Annotated in this window: 17 protein-coding genes; 6 read left to right on the top strand and 11 right to left on the bottom strand. The window is 58.5% G+C overall.

Annotation, left to right across the window (positions count from 1 at the left end):
• Positions 1 to 3: 3 nt before the first annotated feature.
• Entirely contained in the window at positions 4 to 423 is a 420-nt protein-coding gene (locus AC1RTQ_RS21205) for a DUF6691 family protein (protein ID WP_492878658.1), read from the top strand.
• Positions 424 to 608: 185 nt separating this feature from the next.
• Here AC1RTQ_RS21205 and AC1RTQ_RS21200 read toward each other — a convergent pair whose 3' ends face one another.
• Positions 609 to 1,529 carry a LysR family transcriptional regulator gene (locus AC1RTQ_RS21200; RefSeq protein ID WP_302091110.1) on the bottom strand — a complete coding sequence of 307 codons (921 nt, stop codon included), beginning with the start codon at positions 1,527 to 1,529 and terminating at the stop codon, positions 609 to 611.
• A gap of 177 nt (positions 1,530 to 1,706) precedes the next feature.
• On the opposite strand from AC1RTQ_RS21200, the gene AC1RTQ_RS21195 reads away from it, so the two are divergent.
• Together AC1RTQ_RS21195 and AC1RTQ_RS21190 are read left to right on the top strand one after the other, a co-directional pair.
• Positions 1,707 to 2,378 (top strand): orotate phosphoribosyltransferase, encoded by a 672-nt coding sequence (locus AC1RTQ_RS21195; protein WP_492878657.1) that lies wholly within the window; start codon positions 1,707 to 1,709, stop codon positions 2,376 to 2,378.
• A complete protein-coding gene (locus tag AC1RTQ_RS21190) occupies positions 2,375 to 3,631 on the top strand; it encodes a hydantoinase/carbamoylase family amidase (RefSeq protein WP_492878655.1) in 1,257 nt (418 codons plus the stop codon). The genes AC1RTQ_RS21195 and AC1RTQ_RS21190 overlap by 4 nt, the downstream gene beginning before the upstream one ends.
• Before the next feature lie 163 nt (positions 3,632 to 3,794).
• Here AC1RTQ_RS21190 and AC1RTQ_RS21185 read toward each other — a convergent pair whose 3' ends face one another.
• Positions 3,795 to 4,055, bottom strand: a complete 261-nt coding sequence (locus AC1RTQ_RS21185) for a hypothetical protein (RefSeq protein ID WP_492878653.1) — start codon at positions 4,053 to 4,055, stop codon at positions 3,795 to 3,797.
• 457 nt (positions 4,056 to 4,512) lie between these two features.
• On the opposite strand from AC1RTQ_RS21185, the gene AC1RTQ_RS21180 reads away from it, so the two are divergent.
• On the top strand, positions 4,513 to 6,900 hold the full coding sequence (locus AC1RTQ_RS21180; RefSeq protein WP_492878651.1) for a DNA polymerase II: 2,388 nt from the start codon (positions 4,513 to 4,515) through the stop codon (positions 6,898 to 6,900).
• 18 nt (positions 6,901 to 6,918) lie between these two features.
• Here the strand turns inward: AC1RTQ_RS21180 and AC1RTQ_RS21175 are convergent, their stop codons facing one another.
• A complete protein-coding gene (locus AC1RTQ_RS21175) occupies positions 6,919 to 9,180 on the bottom strand; it encodes a xanthine dehydrogenase family protein molybdopterin-binding subunit (RefSeq protein WP_492878649.1) in 2,262 nt (753 codons plus the stop codon).
• 19 nt (positions 9,181 to 9,199) lie between these two features.
• The gene (locus AC1RTQ_RS21170; protein WP_492878647.1) at positions 9,200 to 9,664 is read right to left on the bottom strand and encodes a (2Fe-2S)-binding protein; all 465 of its coding nucleotides are present in this window, start codon (positions 9,662 to 9,664) and stop codon (positions 9,200 to 9,202) included.
• Positions 9,665 to 9,814: 150 nt separating this feature from the next.
• Here AC1RTQ_RS21170 and AC1RTQ_RS21165 point away from each other — a divergent pair, with 150 nt between their 5' ends.
• The gene (locus AC1RTQ_RS21165) at positions 9,815 to 10,753 is read left to right on the top strand and encodes a LysR family transcriptional regulator (protein WP_492878644.1); all 939 of its coding nucleotides are present in this window, start codon (positions 9,815 to 9,817) and stop codon (positions 10,751 to 10,753) included.
• Positions 10,754 to 11,492: 739 nt separating this feature from the next.
• Here AC1RTQ_RS21165 and kce read toward each other — a convergent pair.
• From kce to AC1RTQ_RS21150, 3 genes are all read right to left on the bottom strand, one after another.
• Positions 11,493 to 12,428, bottom strand: coding sequence for a 3,5-dioxohexanoate:acetyl-CoA acetone transferase (gene kce, locus AC1RTQ_RS21160; protein ID WP_492878642.1), 936 nt, complete (start codon positions 12,426 to 12,428; stop codon positions 11,493 to 11,495).
• 92 nt (positions 12,429 to 12,520) lie between these two features.
• Complete coding sequence (locus AC1RTQ_RS21155; protein WP_492878640.1) at positions 12,521 to 13,279, bottom strand: SDR family NAD(P)-dependent oxidoreductase; 759 nt, start codon at positions 13,277 to 13,279, stop codon at positions 12,521 to 12,523.
• A gap of 196 nt (positions 13,280 to 13,475) precedes the next feature.
• Positions 13,476 to 14,534, bottom strand: a complete 1,059-nt coding sequence (locus tag AC1RTQ_RS21150; protein ID WP_492878637.1) for a beta-keto acid cleavage family enzyme — start codon at positions 14,532 to 14,534, stop codon at positions 13,476 to 13,478.
• A 145-nt stretch (positions 14,535 to 14,679) separates the two neighbouring features.
• On the opposite strand from AC1RTQ_RS21150, the gene AC1RTQ_RS21145 reads away from it, so the two are divergent.
• Positions 14,680 to 15,663 carry an AraC family transcriptional regulator gene (locus AC1RTQ_RS21145; protein ID WP_492878634.1) on the top strand — a complete coding sequence of 328 codons (984 nt, stop codon included), beginning with the start codon at positions 14,680 to 14,682 and terminating at the stop codon, positions 15,661 to 15,663.
• A gap of 97 nt (positions 15,664 to 15,760) precedes the next feature.
• Here AC1RTQ_RS21145 and AC1RTQ_RS21140 read toward each other — a convergent pair whose 3' ends face one another.
• The 4 genes from AC1RTQ_RS21140 to AC1RTQ_RS21125 form a co-directional block, all read right to left on the bottom strand.
• Complete coding sequence (locus AC1RTQ_RS21140) at positions 15,761 to 16,735, bottom strand: Bug family tripartite tricarboxylate transporter substrate binding protein (protein WP_492878632.1); 975 nt, start codon at positions 16,733 to 16,735, stop codon at positions 15,761 to 15,763.
• 114 nt (positions 16,736 to 16,849) lie between these two features.
• A complete protein-coding gene (locus AC1RTQ_RS21135) occupies positions 16,850 to 18,136 on the bottom strand; it encodes an MFS transporter (RefSeq protein WP_492878630.1) in 1,287 nt (428 codons plus the stop codon).
• A 202-nt stretch (positions 18,137 to 18,338) separates the two neighbouring features.
• Positions 18,339 to 19,556: a porin gene (locus AC1RTQ_RS21130; protein WP_492878628.1), complete on the bottom strand. Its 1,218-nt coding sequence runs from the start codon at positions 19,554 to 19,556 to the stop codon at positions 18,339 to 18,341.
• A 322-nt stretch (positions 19,557 to 19,878) separates the two neighbouring features.
• Positions 19,879 to 19,983: hypothetical protein (locus AC1RTQ_RS21125; protein ID WP_492878810.1), on the bottom strand; the 105-nt coding region annotated here is incomplete at its 5' end.

The following is a 19,983-nucleotide window of genomic DNA, read 5'->3' as shown; positions in this document are numbered from 1 at the left end:
ATCATGATCATCAATATTGCTGCCTTGCTCTGCGGATTGGTATTTGGCCTGGGTCTGATTCTTTCGGGTATGGGCAACCCCGCCAAGGTGCAGAACTTTCTGGATTTTTTCGGTCGATGGGATCCTTCGCTGGGTTTCGTCATGGGCGGAGCCATCGCCGTAGGCTTGATTGCCTTCACCTGGGCCAAGCGTCGCAAGACCGCTTTGTGGGGCGAGCCCATGCAACTGCCCACCAGTACCGTCATTGATCGCAAGCTGCTGACAGGCTCAGCCCTGTTTGGCATAGGCTGGGGGCTGGCAGGTTTTTGCCCCGGCCCGGCGCTGATGAATCTGGCGACCCTCACACCGCAAGTCTGGCTGTTTGTCGCCGCCATGCTGGCCGGCATGTGGGCGCAGCATCTGTGGGCTGCAAAGAAAAGCTGAGACCTGGAGGCGATTCGCTCAGGAGTCATCCACAAATCGACGTGCTGGGGCCGTGCAAGCTGCCTGCATCACTTGCCCATAGCTTTGCAGGCACGCAATAGCAGACATCGGCCTTGACCGGCTGAAGTGACCCCAGCCAAGACAGGCAAGCAGCGCCCATATTGCTTCATGCAATCCGCTCTGCCTCACTCCTTCGGCATCAGTGCCTGTGCAAAATGTCTGGCCGGTGCAGGCAGATCGGCAAAGCTATTGGCATACAGCTTGAGGCTGCGCTCCGCCCAGGCATCGGTCAGCGGCACCGCATGCAAAGCGCGAGCCTCGCCCAGTCTCTGGTATGCGCCTTCGGGCATGACGCCCACACCCAGCCCGCATTCGATCATTCGGCACATGGCACTGAGGCTGTCGACCTCGATGCGCTGGCGCAGCATGCGTCGACCGGCACGGGCTTGCTGATTGAGCACCTCCTGAACGATGCTGCTGTCGCGCAAACCGATCTGGGCGTAGTCCAGGGCTTCTTCATAGGCCAGCTCCTGATGCCGGGCCAGAGCGTGGTCATTGGGCATGATCAGCACCATACGTTCATGCCGGTACGGCATGGACTCCAGCCCCTCGACTTCATCACTGGGACTGCAGACCCCCAGATCGGCCATGTGATCGCGCACGGCGCGCGCTACCGAGCGACTGGTTGCCTGACGCAGATCGATGCGGATGTCGGGATGATGCTTCACGAAGGCAGCAATATCCTCGGGCAAGAACTGCTCCACGGCCGAAGCATTGGCACTGAGGCGCACCAGCCCACGTACGCCCCGCGCATATTCGCCAAGGTCGTCGCGCAGGTGTTCGACACCCAGAAGAATCGTGCGCGCATGCTCGAGCAGCAACTCTCCGGCAGGGGTCGGGCGTACCCCGCGGGCATGGCGCAGCAGCAAGGGAGTGCGGGCCAGGGATTCCAGTTCGGCAACACGCTTGCTGACCGCCGAGGCGACCATGCCGCCCTGCTCGGCCGCCCGCGCAATACTGCCGTGCTCGCAGATCAGCACGAACAGATCCAGCGATGAAAGGTCTATCTGGCGCAGAAAGCTACGCGGCGAAGTGAAGTCGGACATGGGGCGATGACAAGCAGGCGCTCGGAAGCGCAGCCAGGAATTTCAGACAGGACGCAGCGCTCAACACCCAGACGCGCAGCTCAAGCCATCACGTTTTGGAACGGCTTGAGGAATTTTAGCCACTTCTTGCCGCAGGCCTGCCTACTTAACATGCCCACTTTGCAAACACACACGCTCATGCTTCTTTCCGCTTCCGACGCGCCACGCGTTGCCCAGGCCCTGGTCGGCCTCGGCGCTGTACGTATTGCTTCGCATCAACCGTTCATCTACACCTCGGGCTGGGCCAGCCCGGTCTATGTGGATGCCCAGGTCCTGATGTCCGATGTCACTCTGCGCAGCGAAATCATGGACATCGCAGCCCGCTGCATGCGGCCACTGATTGCCGCCCGCGGCATCAATGCCATCGTGGGAACAGAAAGTTCGGGCATTGCCTTTTCGGCATGGCTGGCCGAGCGACTGGAGCTGCCCATGCTCTATTTGCGCAAGCGCCCTGTCGGCTGGGACATCACAGCCCAGCTCGAAGGCCGCCTACCTGCCGATGCCAAGGTCCTGCTGGTGGATGACGTCACCACCGATGGTCGCTCCAAGGCCGGGACGGTTGCCGCCCTGCGCCGCGCCGGCCCCGTGGTCGAGGACGTGCTGGTTCTGCTCGACTATGCGCTGTATGCCCCCCAGGCTGGCACGCTGGCCGATCACGCCTTGTCCCTGCATGCACTGGCGACCTGGAATCAGCTGCATGAAGCGCTGCTGGCGAGCGGACAGCTCAGTGCCGAGCAAAAGGCCACGCTGGCGGACTTCTCGGCCTCGCCTGTGGACTGGTCCATCCGACATGGAGGTAGCGGAGCATGATGGCCTGCAACACCATGACGGATACCAGCGCACTGGCGCAAGCCCTGCTGTCTGAAATTCGCGATGCCACCCGTGACGGCCTTGGCGTCACCCGTGAAAGCTATGGCGAAGGCGAGACAGCCGCGCTGCGCATACTTGAGGACCGGGCCGCAGATCTGGGCCTGAGTCATGAATGGGATCGAGCCGGCAACCTGTGGCTGAGCCTGCCAGAGGAGACCCGGACGCAACCCTACGTCGTGGTCGGCTCGCATGCCGACTCCGTGCCGCAGGGCGGCAACTTCGACGGACTGGCAGGCATTGTCGCCGGCATGCTGATGCTGCTTCAGCTGCGCGGCCGCCACGAACAGGCTCCGCCACTGCGCGTTCTGGCCCTGCGCGGCGAGGAAAGCGCCTGGTACGGCAAGGCCTACCTCGGCTCTCTGTCCCTGCTGGGCAAGCTGCCCGCCGCTACCTTGAAACGCCCGCACCGCGATGGCGCAGGCGTGCTCGGCGAGGCCATGTCGCGCTGCGGCGCCGATATCGACGCCATTCAACGCGCCGAGCCGCTGCTGGATCTCGCGAATGTATCGGCCTATCTGGAGCTGCACATAGAGCAGGGTCCGGTCATGGTCAATCGGGGCTGGCCGGTGGCCCTGGTTACAGGCATCCGCGGCAACGTCCGCCACAACCTGATCCGCTGCATCGGCGAAACCGGCCACTCGGGTGCCGTGCCGCGCTGGCTGCGCAAGGATGCATTGCTGGCGGTTGCAGAGCTGCTGTCGCGCATGGACGAACACTGGCGCGTGCTGCTGCAGATGGGCATGGACATGGTGATGACCACGGGCATCTGCTCCACCTCGGCTCAATCGCATGCAGTTTCCGTCATTCCCGGCGAAGTGGCCTTCAGCTTCGAGGTACGCAGCCAGGACACCCAGACGCTGGAGCGCTTCTATACCCTGATGCGCGAAGAGTGCCAGGCCATAGAGCGCGCCCGTGGCGTGCGTTTCGAGTTCGACGAGCGCCTGTTCACGGAGCCTGCCACCATGGATGCAAGCTGGCTGAACCGCCTGGAAGCAGCCGCTGGGCAAGACATGAAGCTGGAGCGCATGGCAAGCGGTGCCGGCCATGATGCAGCAGTGTTTGCCAATGCAGGCGTGCCGTCGGCCATGGTCTTCATCCGCAACGAGAATGGCTCTCACAATCCGCATGAGGCCATGGACATCGGCGACTTCCTGGCAGGAGTGGATCTACTGACCCGCGCGCTGATTGCCTGAACCCTGCCCGGTCCGGCCGGGCACTATTGAGGGCCTTGCCGAACCGTCGCTCTAATCACGCGACATCAACCTCTCAGCCGATTAGCTGATGAAATGCAGCTTGGTCCCGACCAAGCTGCACCGGAGATACCCTCTTCGGCTTCTCCTTGGCTTGCATCCGACGCTACGACAAGCGGCAATCGTCGCATTGCGATGTGCAAAGGCATCTGGACATCCAGGCATTCTTTTCCGTGGGAATGATGGATGTGATGCGGCTCTCCATCATGACGATAAGCGTCATCGGCGTCATCGGCTCCATCGCCCGTTCTGCTAAGCAGATGATGCCCTTACCAGGATCTGCGCCAACCACTACGTCAGCACCGCTGACATTGTTGGAGGTGACGAAAAGGGCCGGCACCTGCAAGGTCTGGGCATCGATGCCCATGTGCAATTTGCACTAGAGCGCGCTCATTGTGCAGCAATGGCCCTCTAAATACACTGTCGACGCCCGTTGCCGAACCATGCATTGAACTCTTGGCGAATCGACTTAGTGAGCAAGTGATGGTTTTCGGGTGTGGGGCAGAATTCCAGGCCACGCCTCTTGCAGACCACGCCTCTCGCAATACCTGCTATTGATATGAGCAGCCATCGCTTGGCAATCACTTGATGACGGCTTTCAGCCCTCCCGGTACATTGGCGTCACTCCATCTATTTGCTCCATCCGCTTTGGATCCGCACAACGCCTGGATTGCTGTTGACGTGGCTCCGTTGGAAAAACGTGCTCATGATTGCTGGGTATCATTTCATGGACACCTCTTTCGAAGCCCGTGGCTTGCTCTGCAAGCTCATGTCATCACACACCGCCAGGGCCTTGAACTCCGGTTCGAGACGGTCACATTCGCTTGACTTCATCTTTCGTGCTATCTCCAGAACGCCAGGGCTTCATCCTTACTCGCAATTGGCGAGACACGCCTGCGGGCGTCGAGCTCGAGTACTGGCTGGCAACGGATAGCGGCCCCCTGAAGGTCCTCCTGGCTGCTCAGAAATCTGTGGCTTTCGTTGAGGCCCGGCACAGAGAAGCGGTAGAAGCGCAACTCTCGTCCCTGACTGGAGTGCAATTGCGGGAACTGGGCCTGAAGAGTTTTCAGCAAGAGCCTGTCTTGGGTGTCTATGTCAAAAGTTTCCGTCAATTACGGCGACTTGCACGCACTCTCCAGCAACTAGGCATCCCGCTGCTGGAAGCCGATGTTCGTCCACATGAGCGCTACTTGATGGAGCGCTTCATTACGGCGGGCGTCACACTGCAAGGCGGCCGGACAGAACATGCGGCGCTGGTGAACTGCAAGCTCGTTCCTGCCCCCGATTTCCGGCCGATTCTGAAGGTCGTGTCATTGGACATCGAGACCAGTCAGCACCAAGATCTTTATTCGATCGCATTGGATGGCATGGTGAAGCGCGTCGTTTTCATGCTGGGTGAGCCTCCTGCCAAACCCGTAAAGACGCCTGGTTTCGAGCTGATTCATTGCACAACACGCAAAGCCATGATCGACAAGCTCAACGACTGGTTTGCACGCAATGATCCGGACGTCATCATTGGATGGAATGTCATTCAGTTCGACCTTCGTGTGCTGCAAAAAACTGCAGACGAATGTGCAACACCGCTACTCCTGGGGCGCGAGCGCAAGCCCATTGCATGGCGAACTCATCCCGGCAAACAAGGCTACCTGTTTGCGCCCATGCCAGGACGAGTTGTCGTTGACGGGATCGAAGCGCTCAGGGCCGCCGCCTGGAGCTTCCCGTCGTTCAGCCTCGAGAACGTCGCGCAAGAGCTTCTGGGCGAAGGCAAAGACATCAGAGACGAGTACGACAAGATGGCGGAAATCGAGCGGCGCTACCAGCTAGACAAGCCCGCTCTTGCAGCCTACAACATACGCGACTGCGAGCTGGTGCTACGAATCTTCGAAAAGGCGAAGCTGCTGCAGTTTGCGATGGAGCGCGCCCACACCACGGGCCTGCAGCTCGACCAGTTCGGTGGCTCCATTGCTGCATTCAGCCATCACTATTTGCCACGCATGCACCGCATGGGGTATGTCGCGCCCAACGTGGGCGATGTTCAAGGAAAGTCCTCCCCCGGCGGCTACGTCATGGACTCCAAGCCTGGCTTCTACGACTCCGTCGTGGTTCTGGACTACAAGAGTCTCTATCCATCAATCATCCGCACCTTCCTCGTTGACCCTGTGGGTTTGGTAGAGGGTCGACATGCGGGCTCTTCCGAGCTTTTGATCAAAGGCCCGAGGGGCACGCTATTTTCTCGCGAGAAACACTGTCTTCCGGAAATCGTGACCACCCTCTGGCAGGCCCGGGATGAGGCCAAACGCGCCAGGAACGAACCACTGTCGCAAGCGCTCAAGCTGGTGATGAACTCGTTCGCTGGGGTGCTGGGCGCGTCGGAATGCAGATTCTTCAATCCGGATTTGATCTCAGCCATTACCTTACGTGGCCACGAAATGGTGAAGCTCACAAGGGATCTGGTCGAAGAGCGCGGATACGAAGTTATTTATGGAGACACGGACTCCATCTTTATTTGGCTCAAGAGGACCCATACCACCGCAGAGGCATATGCCGTGGCCGCCAAGCTGGCCCAGGACATCAACGCGTGGTGGACTCAAACCCTGCACCAAGAGCAAGGCCTGCAGAGCTTTCTTGAGATCGAGTTCGACACGTACTACAAGAAGTTCTTCATGCCCACCATTCGCGGCTCGGACGTCGGCAGCAAGAAGCGCTATGCCGGCTTGAGTGTAGATGCCGCCGGAAACGAATCGATGATCTACCGCGGCCTTGAAATGGCGCGAAGCGACTGGACACCGCTGGCACGGCAGTTCCAGGAGGGCTTGCTCTCGCGCGTCTTCCAAGGCGCCCCCTACCGCGAGTTCATCATCGAGTACGCCCATTCGACGCTGGCGGGCAAGAAGGATGATCTGCTCATCTACCGCAAGCGCCTGCGACATCGCCTGGATGCCTACGTGGCCAATGTGCCGCCACAGGTCCGAGCCGCTCGCATTGCCGATGAGTACAACGATCGCATGGAGCGACCCAGGCAGTACCAGAACGGCGGCTGGATCCAATACGTCATGACCAGGAATGGTCCTGAGCCTTTGGAAAGCCGCCGTTCACGCATCGACTACGAGCACTATCTGGCGAAACAGATCAAACCGATTGCCGACTCGATCTTGATCCCCCTCGGAGCAGATTTCGTCACTCTGACGTCTTCTCAACAGGAGCTTTTCTAGCGATCCAGGCTCATGCTCTCACGCCTTCAGGAAAGGCAGCTCGCGTGGCGTATGGCCGCTCAGCTTGGCGATGGCGTTGGCAAAAGCGGGGGCCAATGGCGGCACACCCGGCTCACCCATACCTGTGGGTGCATCAGCACTCGGCACGATATGCACGCTGATCGCGGGCATATCGGTCAAGCGGGCCACAGTGTAATCATTGAAGTTACCTTGCTCCACTTGCCCATCTTTGAATGTGATGGCCGCTCCAGGCAAGCACATGCCGAGACCCATCAAGGCACCACCCTGCACCTGAGCCTCGACACTTCGAGGGTTCACCGCCAGATTGCAATGCACGCCAGCTGTAACCGCATGCAGCTTGGGAGCGCCGTCCTTCATCGATGCTTCGACCACATAGGCAACCACCGAGTCAAAAGACTGATGGACGGCCACGCCCCAGGCTCTGCCTTCGGCCAGTTGGCGCTTTCCGTAGCCCGACTTTTCGACTGCCAGTTGCAACGCGGCCTTGTGACGCGGATGCCTGTCGCCGAACTGTTGCAGCCTGTATGCGACAGGATCTTGCTTTACCGCTCGGGCGATTTCGTCCATCAAGGTCTCCATCACATAAGCGGTATGTGTGGAGCCCACGCTGCGCCACCAGAGAACCGGCGCATTGAGTTCGGGGTGATACACCGACAGTCGCATCGGTAAGTCGTACGGCTCTTTCATTCCTTCAACCGTCGTGGTGTCCACTCCGTTCTTGACCATGAAGCCTTCAAACGCCGTGCCTTTGGCAAGCGACTGGCCTACGATCACATGGTCCCAGGCGATCACCTTTCCGCTACCGTCAAAACCTATCTCGGCGCGATGCACATGCATAGGTCGGTAATAGCCTCCTTTGACATCGTCCTCGCGACTCCAGACCATGCGCACCGGGGCATCAAGACCAGATGTTCTAGCGGCCTTGGCAATTTCGCAGGCTTCGGCCACGTAGTCACTGCGCGGGTTGGCACGGCGACCGAAACCGCCCCCTGCCATCTGAACATTGACTCGAACATTCTGAGGAGCCACGCCAAGAACGCGCGCCGCAGTTGCAACTTCCCAGCCCGGAGCCTGTGTGCCCAACCAAAGTTCAACCTTGGCATCCTTGCCTGCACCTGTCACACGCACTGTGCAATTCAGCGGCTCCATCGGCGTATGGGCAAGGTAGGGGAATACATACTCGGCACTGATTTTGTGAACAGCACCGTTGAGTGCCGAAACATCGGCATCAAACTTGAGCGCGCCCGGCTTTTTGGCCAGTTCACGATACTGCGCCAGTTGCCGAGCAGAATCGACTTTGCCAACCGCGCTGCTGTCCCACTGAATTTTCAGGGCATCGCGTCCCTGCTTGGCTGGCCAGTAACCATCGGCCAGCACAGCAACCAGCTCGCCACCCCATACGCTGGGCACACGAAGCACCGCACGCACGCCCTTGATGGCTTTGGCTGCCGAATCGTCCACCGATTGAATCTTGCTTCCATACACTGGCGGATGTGCCACAAGTGCGGTCAACATTCCCGGCAAATGCATGTCAATGCCATAGGACTGTCTGCCGCTGGACTTGGTGCGTGCGTCAAGCCGCCCCGTGGCATGACCAATGATGCGAAAGTCTTTGACGTCCTTGAGCCTCACCTGCTGCGGAACAGGCATCTTCATGGCCTCATCCGCCAACTCGCCGTAGCCCAGCTTCTTGCCTCGAGGCCCGATCACCTGCCCTGCCTGAGTGCGCAAGGACTGAGGGTCCACACCCCAGCGTTTGGCAGCCGTGGCCAGCAGCATGGAGCGGGTACGCGCCCCCAGTTCACGATACTGGACATACGAGTTCTTGATGGCAGTGGAGCCGCCCGTGAGATGCATTCCCATGACTGGATCCACATAAGCGGGATCGGCATTGCCGTGCACGCTATTCATCTTGGACCAATCGGCGTCCAGCTCTTCGGCCAGAACCATGGGCAGGCCGGTTTGCACACCTTGACCGAACTCCAGACGGTTGATCGTTACCGTCACCGTGCCATCACGATCAATCTTCACAAAAGCCGACGGCTGCTGGGTGGGCTTGAGTACGTTTGCCGAGACCTGCTCGTTACCCTTCGCCTGTGCCAGTGCGGCGGGGGGAAATACGCCCAATGCAAAACCGGAGGCCGTCGCCAGCTTGAGGAAATCGCGTCGCTCGAGCTTGGCGCCTGCATCTATCGTGTCAGCCGCCAGCGCACGCAGACCTTTGGGCATGTCTGCAAGAAAATGGTTGGGTATAGGCATGGGATGTGCTCCTTCTCTCTTAGGCCGACAGGTTTTTGGCAGCATCGTGGATGGCAGCACGGATGCGTGCATAAGTTCCGCAGCGGCAGATATTGCCCGCCATGGCTGCATCGATATCTGCATCGCTGGGTTGACGATTGCTTTTGAGCAATGCCGTCGCACTCATGATTTGCCCACTTTGGCAGTAGCCGCATTGCGCCACATCGTTGCGAACCCACGCATCCTCGACAGCCTTTCCCACCTTGTCGGCAGCCTGCGCTTCGATGGTGTCGATTTTTTGCCCTTGCGCCGCCGATATGGGCGTAATGCAAGAACGGATGGCCTGGCCATTCAGATGCACAGTGCATGCTCCACACATGGCCATGCCGCAACCAAATTTGGTCCCTGTCATACCCAGCGTGTCACGCAAGGTCCAGAGAATGGGTGTTGAAGGATCCACATCGGCCGATGCGGGCTTGCCGTTGAGAGTGAATTTGACAGGCATGGGGAGTGCTTTCTTATTTGCTTTTCAACACAGGAGCTGCCGCACGAGCACATGCGTCGCGCGAAGCAGAGGCAGTGTGCGCCAGGCAATGCAAAAGAAAAAGCCAAGCAATCTATTTAAGTTATTAAGTTTTACTTAAAAATAGAAGCCATGAAGCCCGAAATACTCGCCTATCTGGCTGCCTTTGAACAGGTAGCTCAGCATCGCAGTCTGACCTATGCCGCCCACGCCATCGGGGTCACACCGGCCGCACTGTCCCAGACGATCAAGAAACTGGAAACCCGTCTTGATGTACGCCTGTTCGATCGAACAACGCGCAGCCTCAACCTGACAGAAGCCGGAAGAATCTATCTGGAGCGCATTTCCCCGGCTCTCACCAACCTGCGCGAAGCAACCGAAGATCTTCAACTCCAAGCGGGCGTCGAAGGCGGCACGCTGCGCCTCACCATCTCTCATCCTGCAGGCCAGGTGCTCGTTGAGCCCATGCTCGCCGAGTTCTTTGCACTGCATCCGCACATTCACGTCGAGCTGGTCTATGACGACGGCTTTGTGGACATCGTGCGAGAAGGATTTGACGTCGGCATACGCAATGGAGAGTCACTGGAGGGCGATATGGTTGCCGTGCCACTCACACAGGATCTGACCATGTGTTTCGGTGCATCTCCTGCTTACCTCAGAACGCACGGCACACCCGAGCACCCCGATGAGCTGGGGCAGCATCTATGCATCAACTACCGCATGAGCAGCAGCGGTGCAGTCTACAAATGGGAATTCAATATCGACGGTAAACTGAGCGAGCGCTCCGTGAGCGGGCCACTGACAGTCAACCATAGCGACACTGCCATGCGCGCGGCCCTGGATGGCATCGGCGTGATTACCGGCTGGCGCGAATCCATGACCGATGCATTCAACACAGGCCAGTTGGTTGAAGTGCTGAAACCCTATTGGGCAAGCTTCCCGGGCTTTTATGCCTATTACCCCCACCGCACACACCTGCCTCTCAAGACCCGGATATTTCTTGATTTTCTGGTCCAGCATGTGCAGCGCAATGGCTTGTCCGAAACACCCCGCGGGCACATGAGACCCTGACCGTGGCTTTTTCTGGTGTATTTCTTAATCGGTGACTTCTCGTCATTTATACGTTTAAGTCTGATGTCCCGTCGCCGGATATTCTTCAAAGGACGGAAATCCCCCTGCGGTAGCGTGGCAACGATAGTTGCTACTCATGTCCGCATCGCGAGCGAACGGTCAACGCAGGTTTCTGGCAAGCAGGCGACAATGAATGCCAGCTCCGGCCCGATGATTTGCTTGAAGTCCGCTATCACAGCTCAGGAACAAGCACTGAAGACCCCAGGCTGCCGTTCAATCCAAGCAAGAGCAGATCCTGCGCGACGTGCGTATTCCGGTTGGATTGACCGCCTGTGCCGGTTGAGGCTGACCAGTCTGCTGGTCGTGACCGACTGAGTGAGGAAACGAAGGGCAGGTCCAGGCTGGCTGCTGCCGTTCGGTTTTGTTGGCCCAACGACCGTTGCCGCCGGCACCGGTCATTCGCCTGTTCGCGGACCAAGTGACTGCTGCACTTTCAAGACCTGCCATTCAGCCATGGCTCTCGTATAGGACGGCCAAGATCCGTGACGACACGCAGGTCAAAAGCGTGCTCAGCACGCTGCTGCGGTGCTTGCACTGTGCGCACGTCAAGGAGCAGCCAAGGCCATTTCTGACGGCGCAGGCGTATGTCGCGAGACGCTGTACAACCGGCGCAATGAACTACTTGGTCCCGAATCTCTCGAAAGATCGAGCCTCCATTTAGCACCGCGTACTCTATCGCTCAGAAGGCGACCTGATCCTTACCCTTGAGTTGCAACATATCGCGGGTTTCAGCGGAGCTAGCCACTTCGAGATTGAGTGTGCTGAGCATTCTGACAATGCGCTGTACCTGCGTGGCATTGCTGGTGGCCAACTTGCCTGGGCCATCCCACAACGAATCCTCAAGTCCAACACGCACATTACCGCCCTGCGTAGCTGACATAGTGGCCAGCGGCATTTGGCTGCGCCCTGCGCCTAGTACCGACCAGTAGTAGTCATTGCCGAACAGGCGCTCTGCAGTGCGGCGCATATGCAACACATCTTCGGGATGGGTGCCAATGCCGCCCAGCAGGCCAAAGACGGACTGGATGAAGAACGGTGGCTTCAGGATGCCGCGATCGATGAAATGCGCGGCCGTGTAGAGGTGACTGGTGTCATAGCACTCGATCTCGAAGCGAGTGCCGTTGTCCGCGCAGGATTCGAGGATGTAGCGGATTTCCTTGAAGGTGTTACGGAAGACGCGGTCCTCCGAGCCTTCAAGATAAGGTTGCTCCCAGTCATACTTGAAGCTCTTCTGACGAGTCAGCATGGGGTACAGGCCAAAATTCATCGAACCCATGTTCAACGAGGCGACCTCGGGCTTGAGCGCCAGGGCCGGTTGCAGTCGCTCTTCCACCAGCATATTGGGCGCACCGCCAGTGGTCAGGTTGATGATGGCGTCAGAGCGCTGGGCAATCTGAGGCAGAAACTGGCGAAACAGTGCCGGATCCTGCGAAGGGCGGCCATTTTCGGGATCGCGCGCATGCAAGTGCACGATGGAAGCGCCAGCCTCGGCAGCGGCCACGGCTTCGTCTTCAATCTGCTTGGGGGTGATGGGCAGATAGGGGGACATCGACGGCGTGTGAATCCCACCGGTGATGGCACAGGTGACGATCACTTTTTTCTGCGGAGCGGCCATGTTGAGCTTTCCTGTCTTGGTCTAGGGAAAAGCGCCCGCAGTCATGGCGGGCGCGCGATTTCAGGGGAGCAAGAGTTGCAGTACTCAGCGATTTACATCGCCGTCTTACCACCGTTGACTTGCAGGATCTGGCCGGTGATGTAACTGGCGCGAGACGAGGCCATGAACATGATGGCATCGGCCACTTCATCGGGCTGGCCCACGCGGCCAGCTGGGATGGTAGTTGCCACGGCGGCCACGTTCTGAGCGCCACCGGCAATGCGGTCCAGCATTTCGGTGGCGATGGGGCCGGGGGCCACGGCGTTCACGCGCACGTTGTACTGGCAGGCTTCAAGAGCCACGGATTTGGTCAGGCCTTCGATGGCGTGCTTGCTTGCTACATACATAGGAGCCATGGGGTTGCCGCGGCTGCCCATGGTGGAGGACAGGTTCACGATCGAGCCTGCTTTTTGAGCCGACATCACGCGCATCTCATGCTTGAGACACAGGAAGGTGCCCAGCGCATTGGCATTGAAAGCTGCGGTGTAGCTCTCCACCGTCTGCGCCATGATAGAGCCGCGCTGGCCTTCCAGACCGGCGCTGTTGACCGCGATGTCGATGCGGCCAAAGCGTGCCACGCAGGCATCGATCAGCTGGGTGACCTGGGCTTCGTCGCTGATGTCGGTCTGCACAAACAGAGCCTCTGCGCCCATGCTCAGCAAGGTATCTTCGAGCTTTTTGCCGGCCGCCACATTGCGGCCAGAGACAACCAGGCGAGCACCCTCTCTGGCAAAGGCCAGCGCCGTAGCGTAGCCAATACCGGCAGTGGCTCCGGTTACCAGAACAACCTGGTCTGCAAATTGTTTGTTCATGCTCTGTCTCTCTTCTTTTTTAATAGCAATGATTGCTTTTAGCTAGGGCGCTAAAAGATTTTTTAATCAAAAAATCAATCCGTACAGCTGCGGACTGGTCTTGAAAGACAGCTAGCTTGACAGGCTGGACACCGACTTTCTGGATATTCCCGATGTCCAGCTGAGCTTGTATGGTTTCAAGCGCCGCTGATACGGCTTACGCAGCCTTGCGCAAATAGCCTTGCTGGCCGCCGTTGCGATTGGGAGCAAAGCCGTTCTTTTCCAGCGACTCTTCGACGGTGTCGTAGAACACGCCGACCTGGCACATCTCGCGGGCTTGCTGGGCGGTCGCCACGGGGCGGCTGCATTCCTTGGCAATACGCACCAGCTGCTCGATCTGCTCCACGGTGCCCATCTTCTTGGTGCGTGTCTGGTTCCACAAGTTGTCTTCGGTGCCGCAGCGCACATGCAGGCCCATGGCAATGCCCATCAGGTTCACGGGCAGCACATTGAGCACCGAGCTTTCCACGGTGACGATGGCGCCATCGGGAACGGCTCGCATGAAGTTGGCCAGGCTGTAGACGCTGGGCGAATCCATGCCGCCGCCAATGGCCACCCAGTTCATGACCAGCGGGCCCTTGTAGATGCCGCGGCGCATCAGGCGCTCCACCGATTCAAAGCTGTTGAGGTTGTAGCACTGGAAGGCGCTCTGGATGCCAGCGGCCGACAGGCGGCGGATATGCTCCTCGGCCCAGCCCGGCTGTGCGGGCACGGTCATTTCCTTGTAGGCGTTGAACACGGCAGGGTCGTCCATCGAGGTGCCAGCGTAATCGCGTGCATCGAACTGCTCCAGGATGTTCATCTGCGAGGTGTTGATCGTCACCGTCACTTGATCGGGCTTAGGATCCAGCTCGGCCAGCATATGCCGGGTATCGTCGGACAGCCACTTGGCGGCCGCGCCATCGGTCTCGGGGGCAAAGCTGATCGAGCCACCCACCTGAATGATCATGTCCGGCACACGTGCACGCACACCGGCGATCAGCTCGTTGAACTTGGACAAACGCTTGCTGCCGCGGCCGTCGAGCTCGCGCACATGCAGGTGCAGCACCTGGGCGCCGGCGTTGTAGCAATCCACGGCCTTTTGAATCTGCTCCTCCATCGTGACAGGGATCTCGCCGGGGAAATCGCCAGGCATCCACGAGGGAGCATAAGGAGCCGCAGTGATGATCAGAGGCTGCTGATTTTCGGGCATCAGATGGCCGTCGAGAAAGTTCATGTGAGACCTTTGGGTTCAATCGTTGTGGAAAGAGATGCACCGCTTTTGCCGTGCGCCTGAGAAGCAATGTAGAACCAGAGGCTCTTCAATGTTTGACGATCTGGGACAGTGATTTATCATTCCGGGACATTAAGGGAATACCTCTATGACCGCACTCATGCGCAGCGCAAGCTTGGCGCACTACGCCGACATGGCCCGCAGCGTGGGCCTGGACCCGCTGGAGATGCTGGCTGCCGTGGGCCTGCCACGCACTTGCCTGGATAGCTCTGAAATCCGTATCCCTGCGGCCTCCGTCATGCGCCTGATGGAGCTGTCAGGCGAGCGCTCGGGCGAGCAGGCCTTTGGCCTGCGCCTGTCGGTTACGCGGCGCCTGTCCTCGTTCGGAATGGTCGGCATGCTGGCGCGAGACGAGCCCACGCTGCGCCAGGTGCTGGGCACCCTGACGCGCTATCTCTATCTGCACAACGAGAGCCTTACGACGCATATCCATGAGCTGGGAGAGGTTGCGGTCATCGAGCAGGTCTTTCTGCCCTCGGTCAGTGCCCAACGGCAATCGGTCGAGCTGACGCTGGGCGCGCTCTATCACACGCTGTGCCTGGCGCTAGGGCCTGAGTGGCAGCCGCGTTACATCAGCTTCATGCACCCCGCACCCAGCAATCTGCGCTGGCACAGAAGCATTCTGGGCAGTCAGCTGCGGTTTTCGCAGGACTACAACGGCATTGCGCTGACAGCCGCCGACATGGACGCTCCGCTGCGCACAGCGGACCCGGTCATGCGCCAACAAGTCCATCAGCTGATGGACAAAAACCTCGGCAGCAGCCCCCTGTCGGACAAGGATGAAGTGGCGCAGCTCATCATGGCCTTGCTGCCCACAGGCCGCTGCAGTGCCGATCAGGTCGCCATGCATCTAGGGGTGGACCGGCGCACCGTGCACCGCCGGCTGGCTGCACAGGGGGCCAATTTCATGCAATTGCTTGACGCTATCCGCCAGGAACAGGCCCAGCGCCTGCTCTTGTATGGCGACAGAAAGCTGACCGATATTGCGCCATTGCTTGGCTTCAACAGCCTGAGCGCGTTTTCACGCTGGAGGAGCAAGAACAAATCGATCCGTTCTGAAAATCAGGAATAAATGCAAAAAAGGGGCCGACACTTGTGTCAGCCCCTTGCCCGTGTTACTTCAACCGCTATCACCCCTGTCATGCATCTGATGTAGGAGTCCCAAAGTCTTAGTTGAGCTTGATGCCAAAATTCTTGACGATCTCGGCATTGCGGTTGAATTCGGTCTGCAACTCGGTGGACAGCTGATCCAGCGAGCGCTGCCTTTGAATAGGCTCAAAGCCCGTGGCAAGGTAACGTGCCTGCACGGTGGCATTGGCATTGATTTTTTGCAGGGATACATGGATTTTCTCCATCAGCGGTTGAGGCATTTTTGCGGATGCAAACACCCCCGTCCAGTTGCTGAAATCCACCTCTGGATAACCGAGTTCGGCCAGCGTCGGGACGTTGGGATACTCGGACCAGCGGTTCTTGTAGCCCACCGCCAGCAGCTTCACCTTGCCGCTGGGGATCAAAGGCTTGGAAGTGACCGAGCCATCGAACATCAGCGGAATCTGGTTGCCCATGACCTGCGCCAGTGCCGGTGCGGAGCCGGGAAAGGCCACGTGCTGCATATCAAGGCCCGCCTTTTGATTGAGAATGGCTCCCGCATAGTGCGATGCAGTACCGGTGCTGTAGGAGGCAAACGAGACTTGCCCTGGATGTGCCTTGATGTAGCTGATGGCCTCCTTGGCATCCTTGGCCGGGAACTGAGGCGAGGAGATCAGAACCAGCAGCGAACGCGACATCTGAGATACGGGTTTGACGTCATGCATGGCATCAAACCCGACTTTCAGCACATGCGGCACCTCGGTGAAGGTATTGGTCACCGTCACCAGCAGCGTGGAGCCATCGGCAGGCTGCGACAGCATGTATTTCACGGCCAGGGCGCCACCCGCGCCGGGGCGGTTTTCCACCAGCACAGGTTGCTTGATCTCTTGCGCCAGCTGGTCGCCGATGATGCGTGCAAAGACATCGATGGTTCCGCCAGGTGGTGCTGGCACGATCAGCTTGACCGGCTTGTCGGAAAAAGCCAGAGCGCTGCCTGCGCCAAACAGAGCGGCCAGAGTCATCGGAAAAACAATCGCCATGCGCTTCAGATTCATAGAGTGTTCCTTGCTTCTTGTGTAACCTTGCTTCAATTGTTCGGCGCAGTTGCGCGATGCCATTGCGCGGCGCGATTGCCCGGCTCCCGTTACTCCGGGAGGAAAACCATTGCTTCAGGCCGTGCGCATCTCTGACAAATTCACAGACCGCCCGGAAGCGCTTCTTCCGGCTTCAGACACCTCTCCGTCCTTGACCAGCTGTGCCGCGGTCTCTGCATCCGTCTCATAGGTGCGCGAAGCCTTCCAGTAGAAGATCGATGCCAGAAAGCCCACCGAAGGAATCACCGCCATCGCCGCCTTCAGGCTCCAGAGATCAGAGAGCAGGCCACCCAGGAACGGGCCCACGGCCAGACCAAACAGATTGATGGCAAACGCATGCACTGCAGCGCCGGTTGAACGCAGGCCCGGATGCGTCACATCCATCACGGCACTGACCGATACGCCCACGGTGCAGGTCAGCAAGAAGCCGCCGCCAAGCACCACGTAATACTGCACTTGGGCAGACAAGGGGGCGGTAAAGCCAAAGATGAACAGCAGCGCATCCACCGCAGTGATAGCGCACAGCAGCAGCAGTTTGTAAGACAGGCGGCAGCGACCCAAGCGGTCAGCCACCCAGCCCCAGAACAAAGCGCCTGCTGCGCCCAGCAGCACCAACACGGCGGCTTGCTTGGCGGCATCGGCCACGCTCAGGCCGTGGTAGCGATTCAAAAAGCTAGGCATCCACGCCCAGATAGTGGACACCACAACCATCTGAAAAGAGCCAGCAATGCACAACACCCACAGGGTGGAGCCGCAGCTCAAAGTTTTGAGCATGCTTTTAAGGTGCGCCACCGGGCCTTTGCTGTTGAGCCTAGACGCAATCTTCACGATCACGTTCTTGTAATCAGGCACCAGCAAGAACATCAGCGCCATCACCAAGCCGGGAAAGCCCACTGCACCAAACGCGGCGCGCCAGCCCCAATGCTCGGCAATCACACCGCCCAGCACCACGCCCAACACGGCGCCAATAGAGCTGGCACCAAAAAAGGCACCCAGCAAGGTGGCATGCATACGCTTGGGAAACAAGGCGCTGATCAACGCCGCACCGACCGAGCCGTAACCGGTTTCACCAAAACCCACCACGGCACGCGCGGCAAACAGTTGCGAGTAATTGCGGGTGAACATGCAGGAGATGGTGGCTATGCTCCAGATCGTGGCCATCGCAAAAATGCTTTTCACGCGACCAAATCGGTCTGCCATGATGGCCACAGGAATACTGCCCAGTGCCACCACAATCGAGATCACCGACACCAGCGCACCTAGTTGCTTATCGGACAGATTCCACTCTTCCTTCAGATGCGGAAACAGCGAGACGATGATTTGTCTGTCGATGTAATCACACATCATCAGTAAAAAAATCATTCCAAAGCCAAACCAAGCACGCCCCCGGCTAACGCAGAAGTCCTGCGGAGCATTCGAGTTATTGTTTTCTGCGGTAATCATTTGCAGCTTTAGGCGCTAGCCTATCCACGTTCTGGAGCTGTCTCGCTAGGCTTTTGCAGATAGCGAGACGGCTCCATGGCTCAAAAAAACCAGCCATCACGACAATGGCTGTGAACGACGCTTAGAAGCTGTGTCGAATACCGGCCATCACAGCACGAACATTCTTATTAGCTGCTACAGGGGTCGCGTACATAGGACTCAGGGCCATGTTGCCACCCTTGTTAGTCACCCAAGCACTTTGCAGATACAACCACGAGCGTTTGGACAAGAAATACTCCATGCCCATCACAAACTGCGTGGACTTGTGACCCTCGTTGCGGTTGTCTTTAATCTGGTAGTAAGCCGCGCTCAAATTGACCGCTGGCGAGACTTTCCACGCAGCGCCCAAGTCCCACATATCCAGACTGTCTGAACCACCGGGGACAAGCACCTTATCGGGGTTACGGGCCATGAAGTACTGGCCGCCGACGGTGTAGGCGCCAAAGGTGTACATCGCACCAACCGAGTACAGACGGTTGGTGTTTGCCTTGGTCGAGAAGCCCATATTTCCAGCCACCGCAGCACCGGCTGTTGGATTGCCACCGGCTGCCGCTGTGCCCAGCGCCACGGCCGTGCCGTAGTTGTTTCCGTAGCCGTTGTAGATCAGCGCAGACAATTTGAGGCCATTGGCACTGTACAAGGCCGTCACCGCTTGCTGCGAGTTGGCCTTGCCACCGCCTTCGCCAAAGGCGTAGGAAAAGTCCAGCGTCACATTGCCAAAAGTGGGCGTGGTGTAGCGAATGGCGTTGTCGTTATAGATGGTGCCGTAAGCCGTATTGGAATTGTTACCAATCCAAGCCTTGCTGGCGCTATTCATGCCGACCAAGGCCGTGAGCGTTGAGCCAAAGTAGCGCATACCGCGCACATCGGTGTGCTGCATAGCCCAAGCTGCGGGTGAGAACTGACGACCGATCTTCAGCTCACCAAAATTGCCAGCCAAACCCACGGTAGACATTTGGTTGAAAAACGAAGTCTGACCGCTGCTGTTGGCACCGCCCGTTCCGCCATTGACGCTGTTGACGTTGCCTTGCAACTGGAACACTGTGCGCAGACCACCACCCAAATCTTCGCTGCCTTTCACGCCCCAATGGCTGGCACCCAAGCCGCCATCTTTGACCCGAAATCCAGCGCCAGAATTGGCAGGCGATGGCAGATAGCCCACACCGCTGCTGTAGTTGGACATATACAAAACGCCTGTATCCAGAGTGCCGTAAAGCGTTACTGAGCTTTGTGCAAACACAGGGGCCGCAATGCTCAAGGACAGCATGGCGGTAAGTCGATGACGGTTCAAAATTTTCAAGTTGTCTCCTGCCATTTCTCTCGTTTTTTTAGCTGTGTCTATTACAGATTTCGTCTGTGGCGAGTCTGTAAATCCGAGGTTTTTTGTCATGCGCATGCGCTATCGCACAACGCAATGCAGTGTCCTTGCGCCAACGCAATAACTTTCCTCATCTGACGCCATAGATTTCTCTATTCATGACAGCTAGGGGATACCGATAATCGGGTTTCTTGGCAGCTTGAAATACCTACTCGTCAAGCAGGTCGCGCTAATGAAAAAAGCCTGCCGGATGGAACCCGGCAGGCTTTTTCGTTGGGTGTTACCGCTTAAGCGGCGGACTTACTTACACACGCTCAAAAATCGCTGCAATACCCTGGCCGCCGCCGATGCACATGGTCACCAGCGCATAGCGGCCGCCGGTGCGCTGCAGCTCGTAGAGCGCCTTGGT

The organism is Comamonas sp. GW821-FHT11H03 (assembly GCF_058807955.1).
Note: the sequence above shows the minus strand (reverse complement) of the source record. Positions and strands in the feature narration are given on the sequence as shown.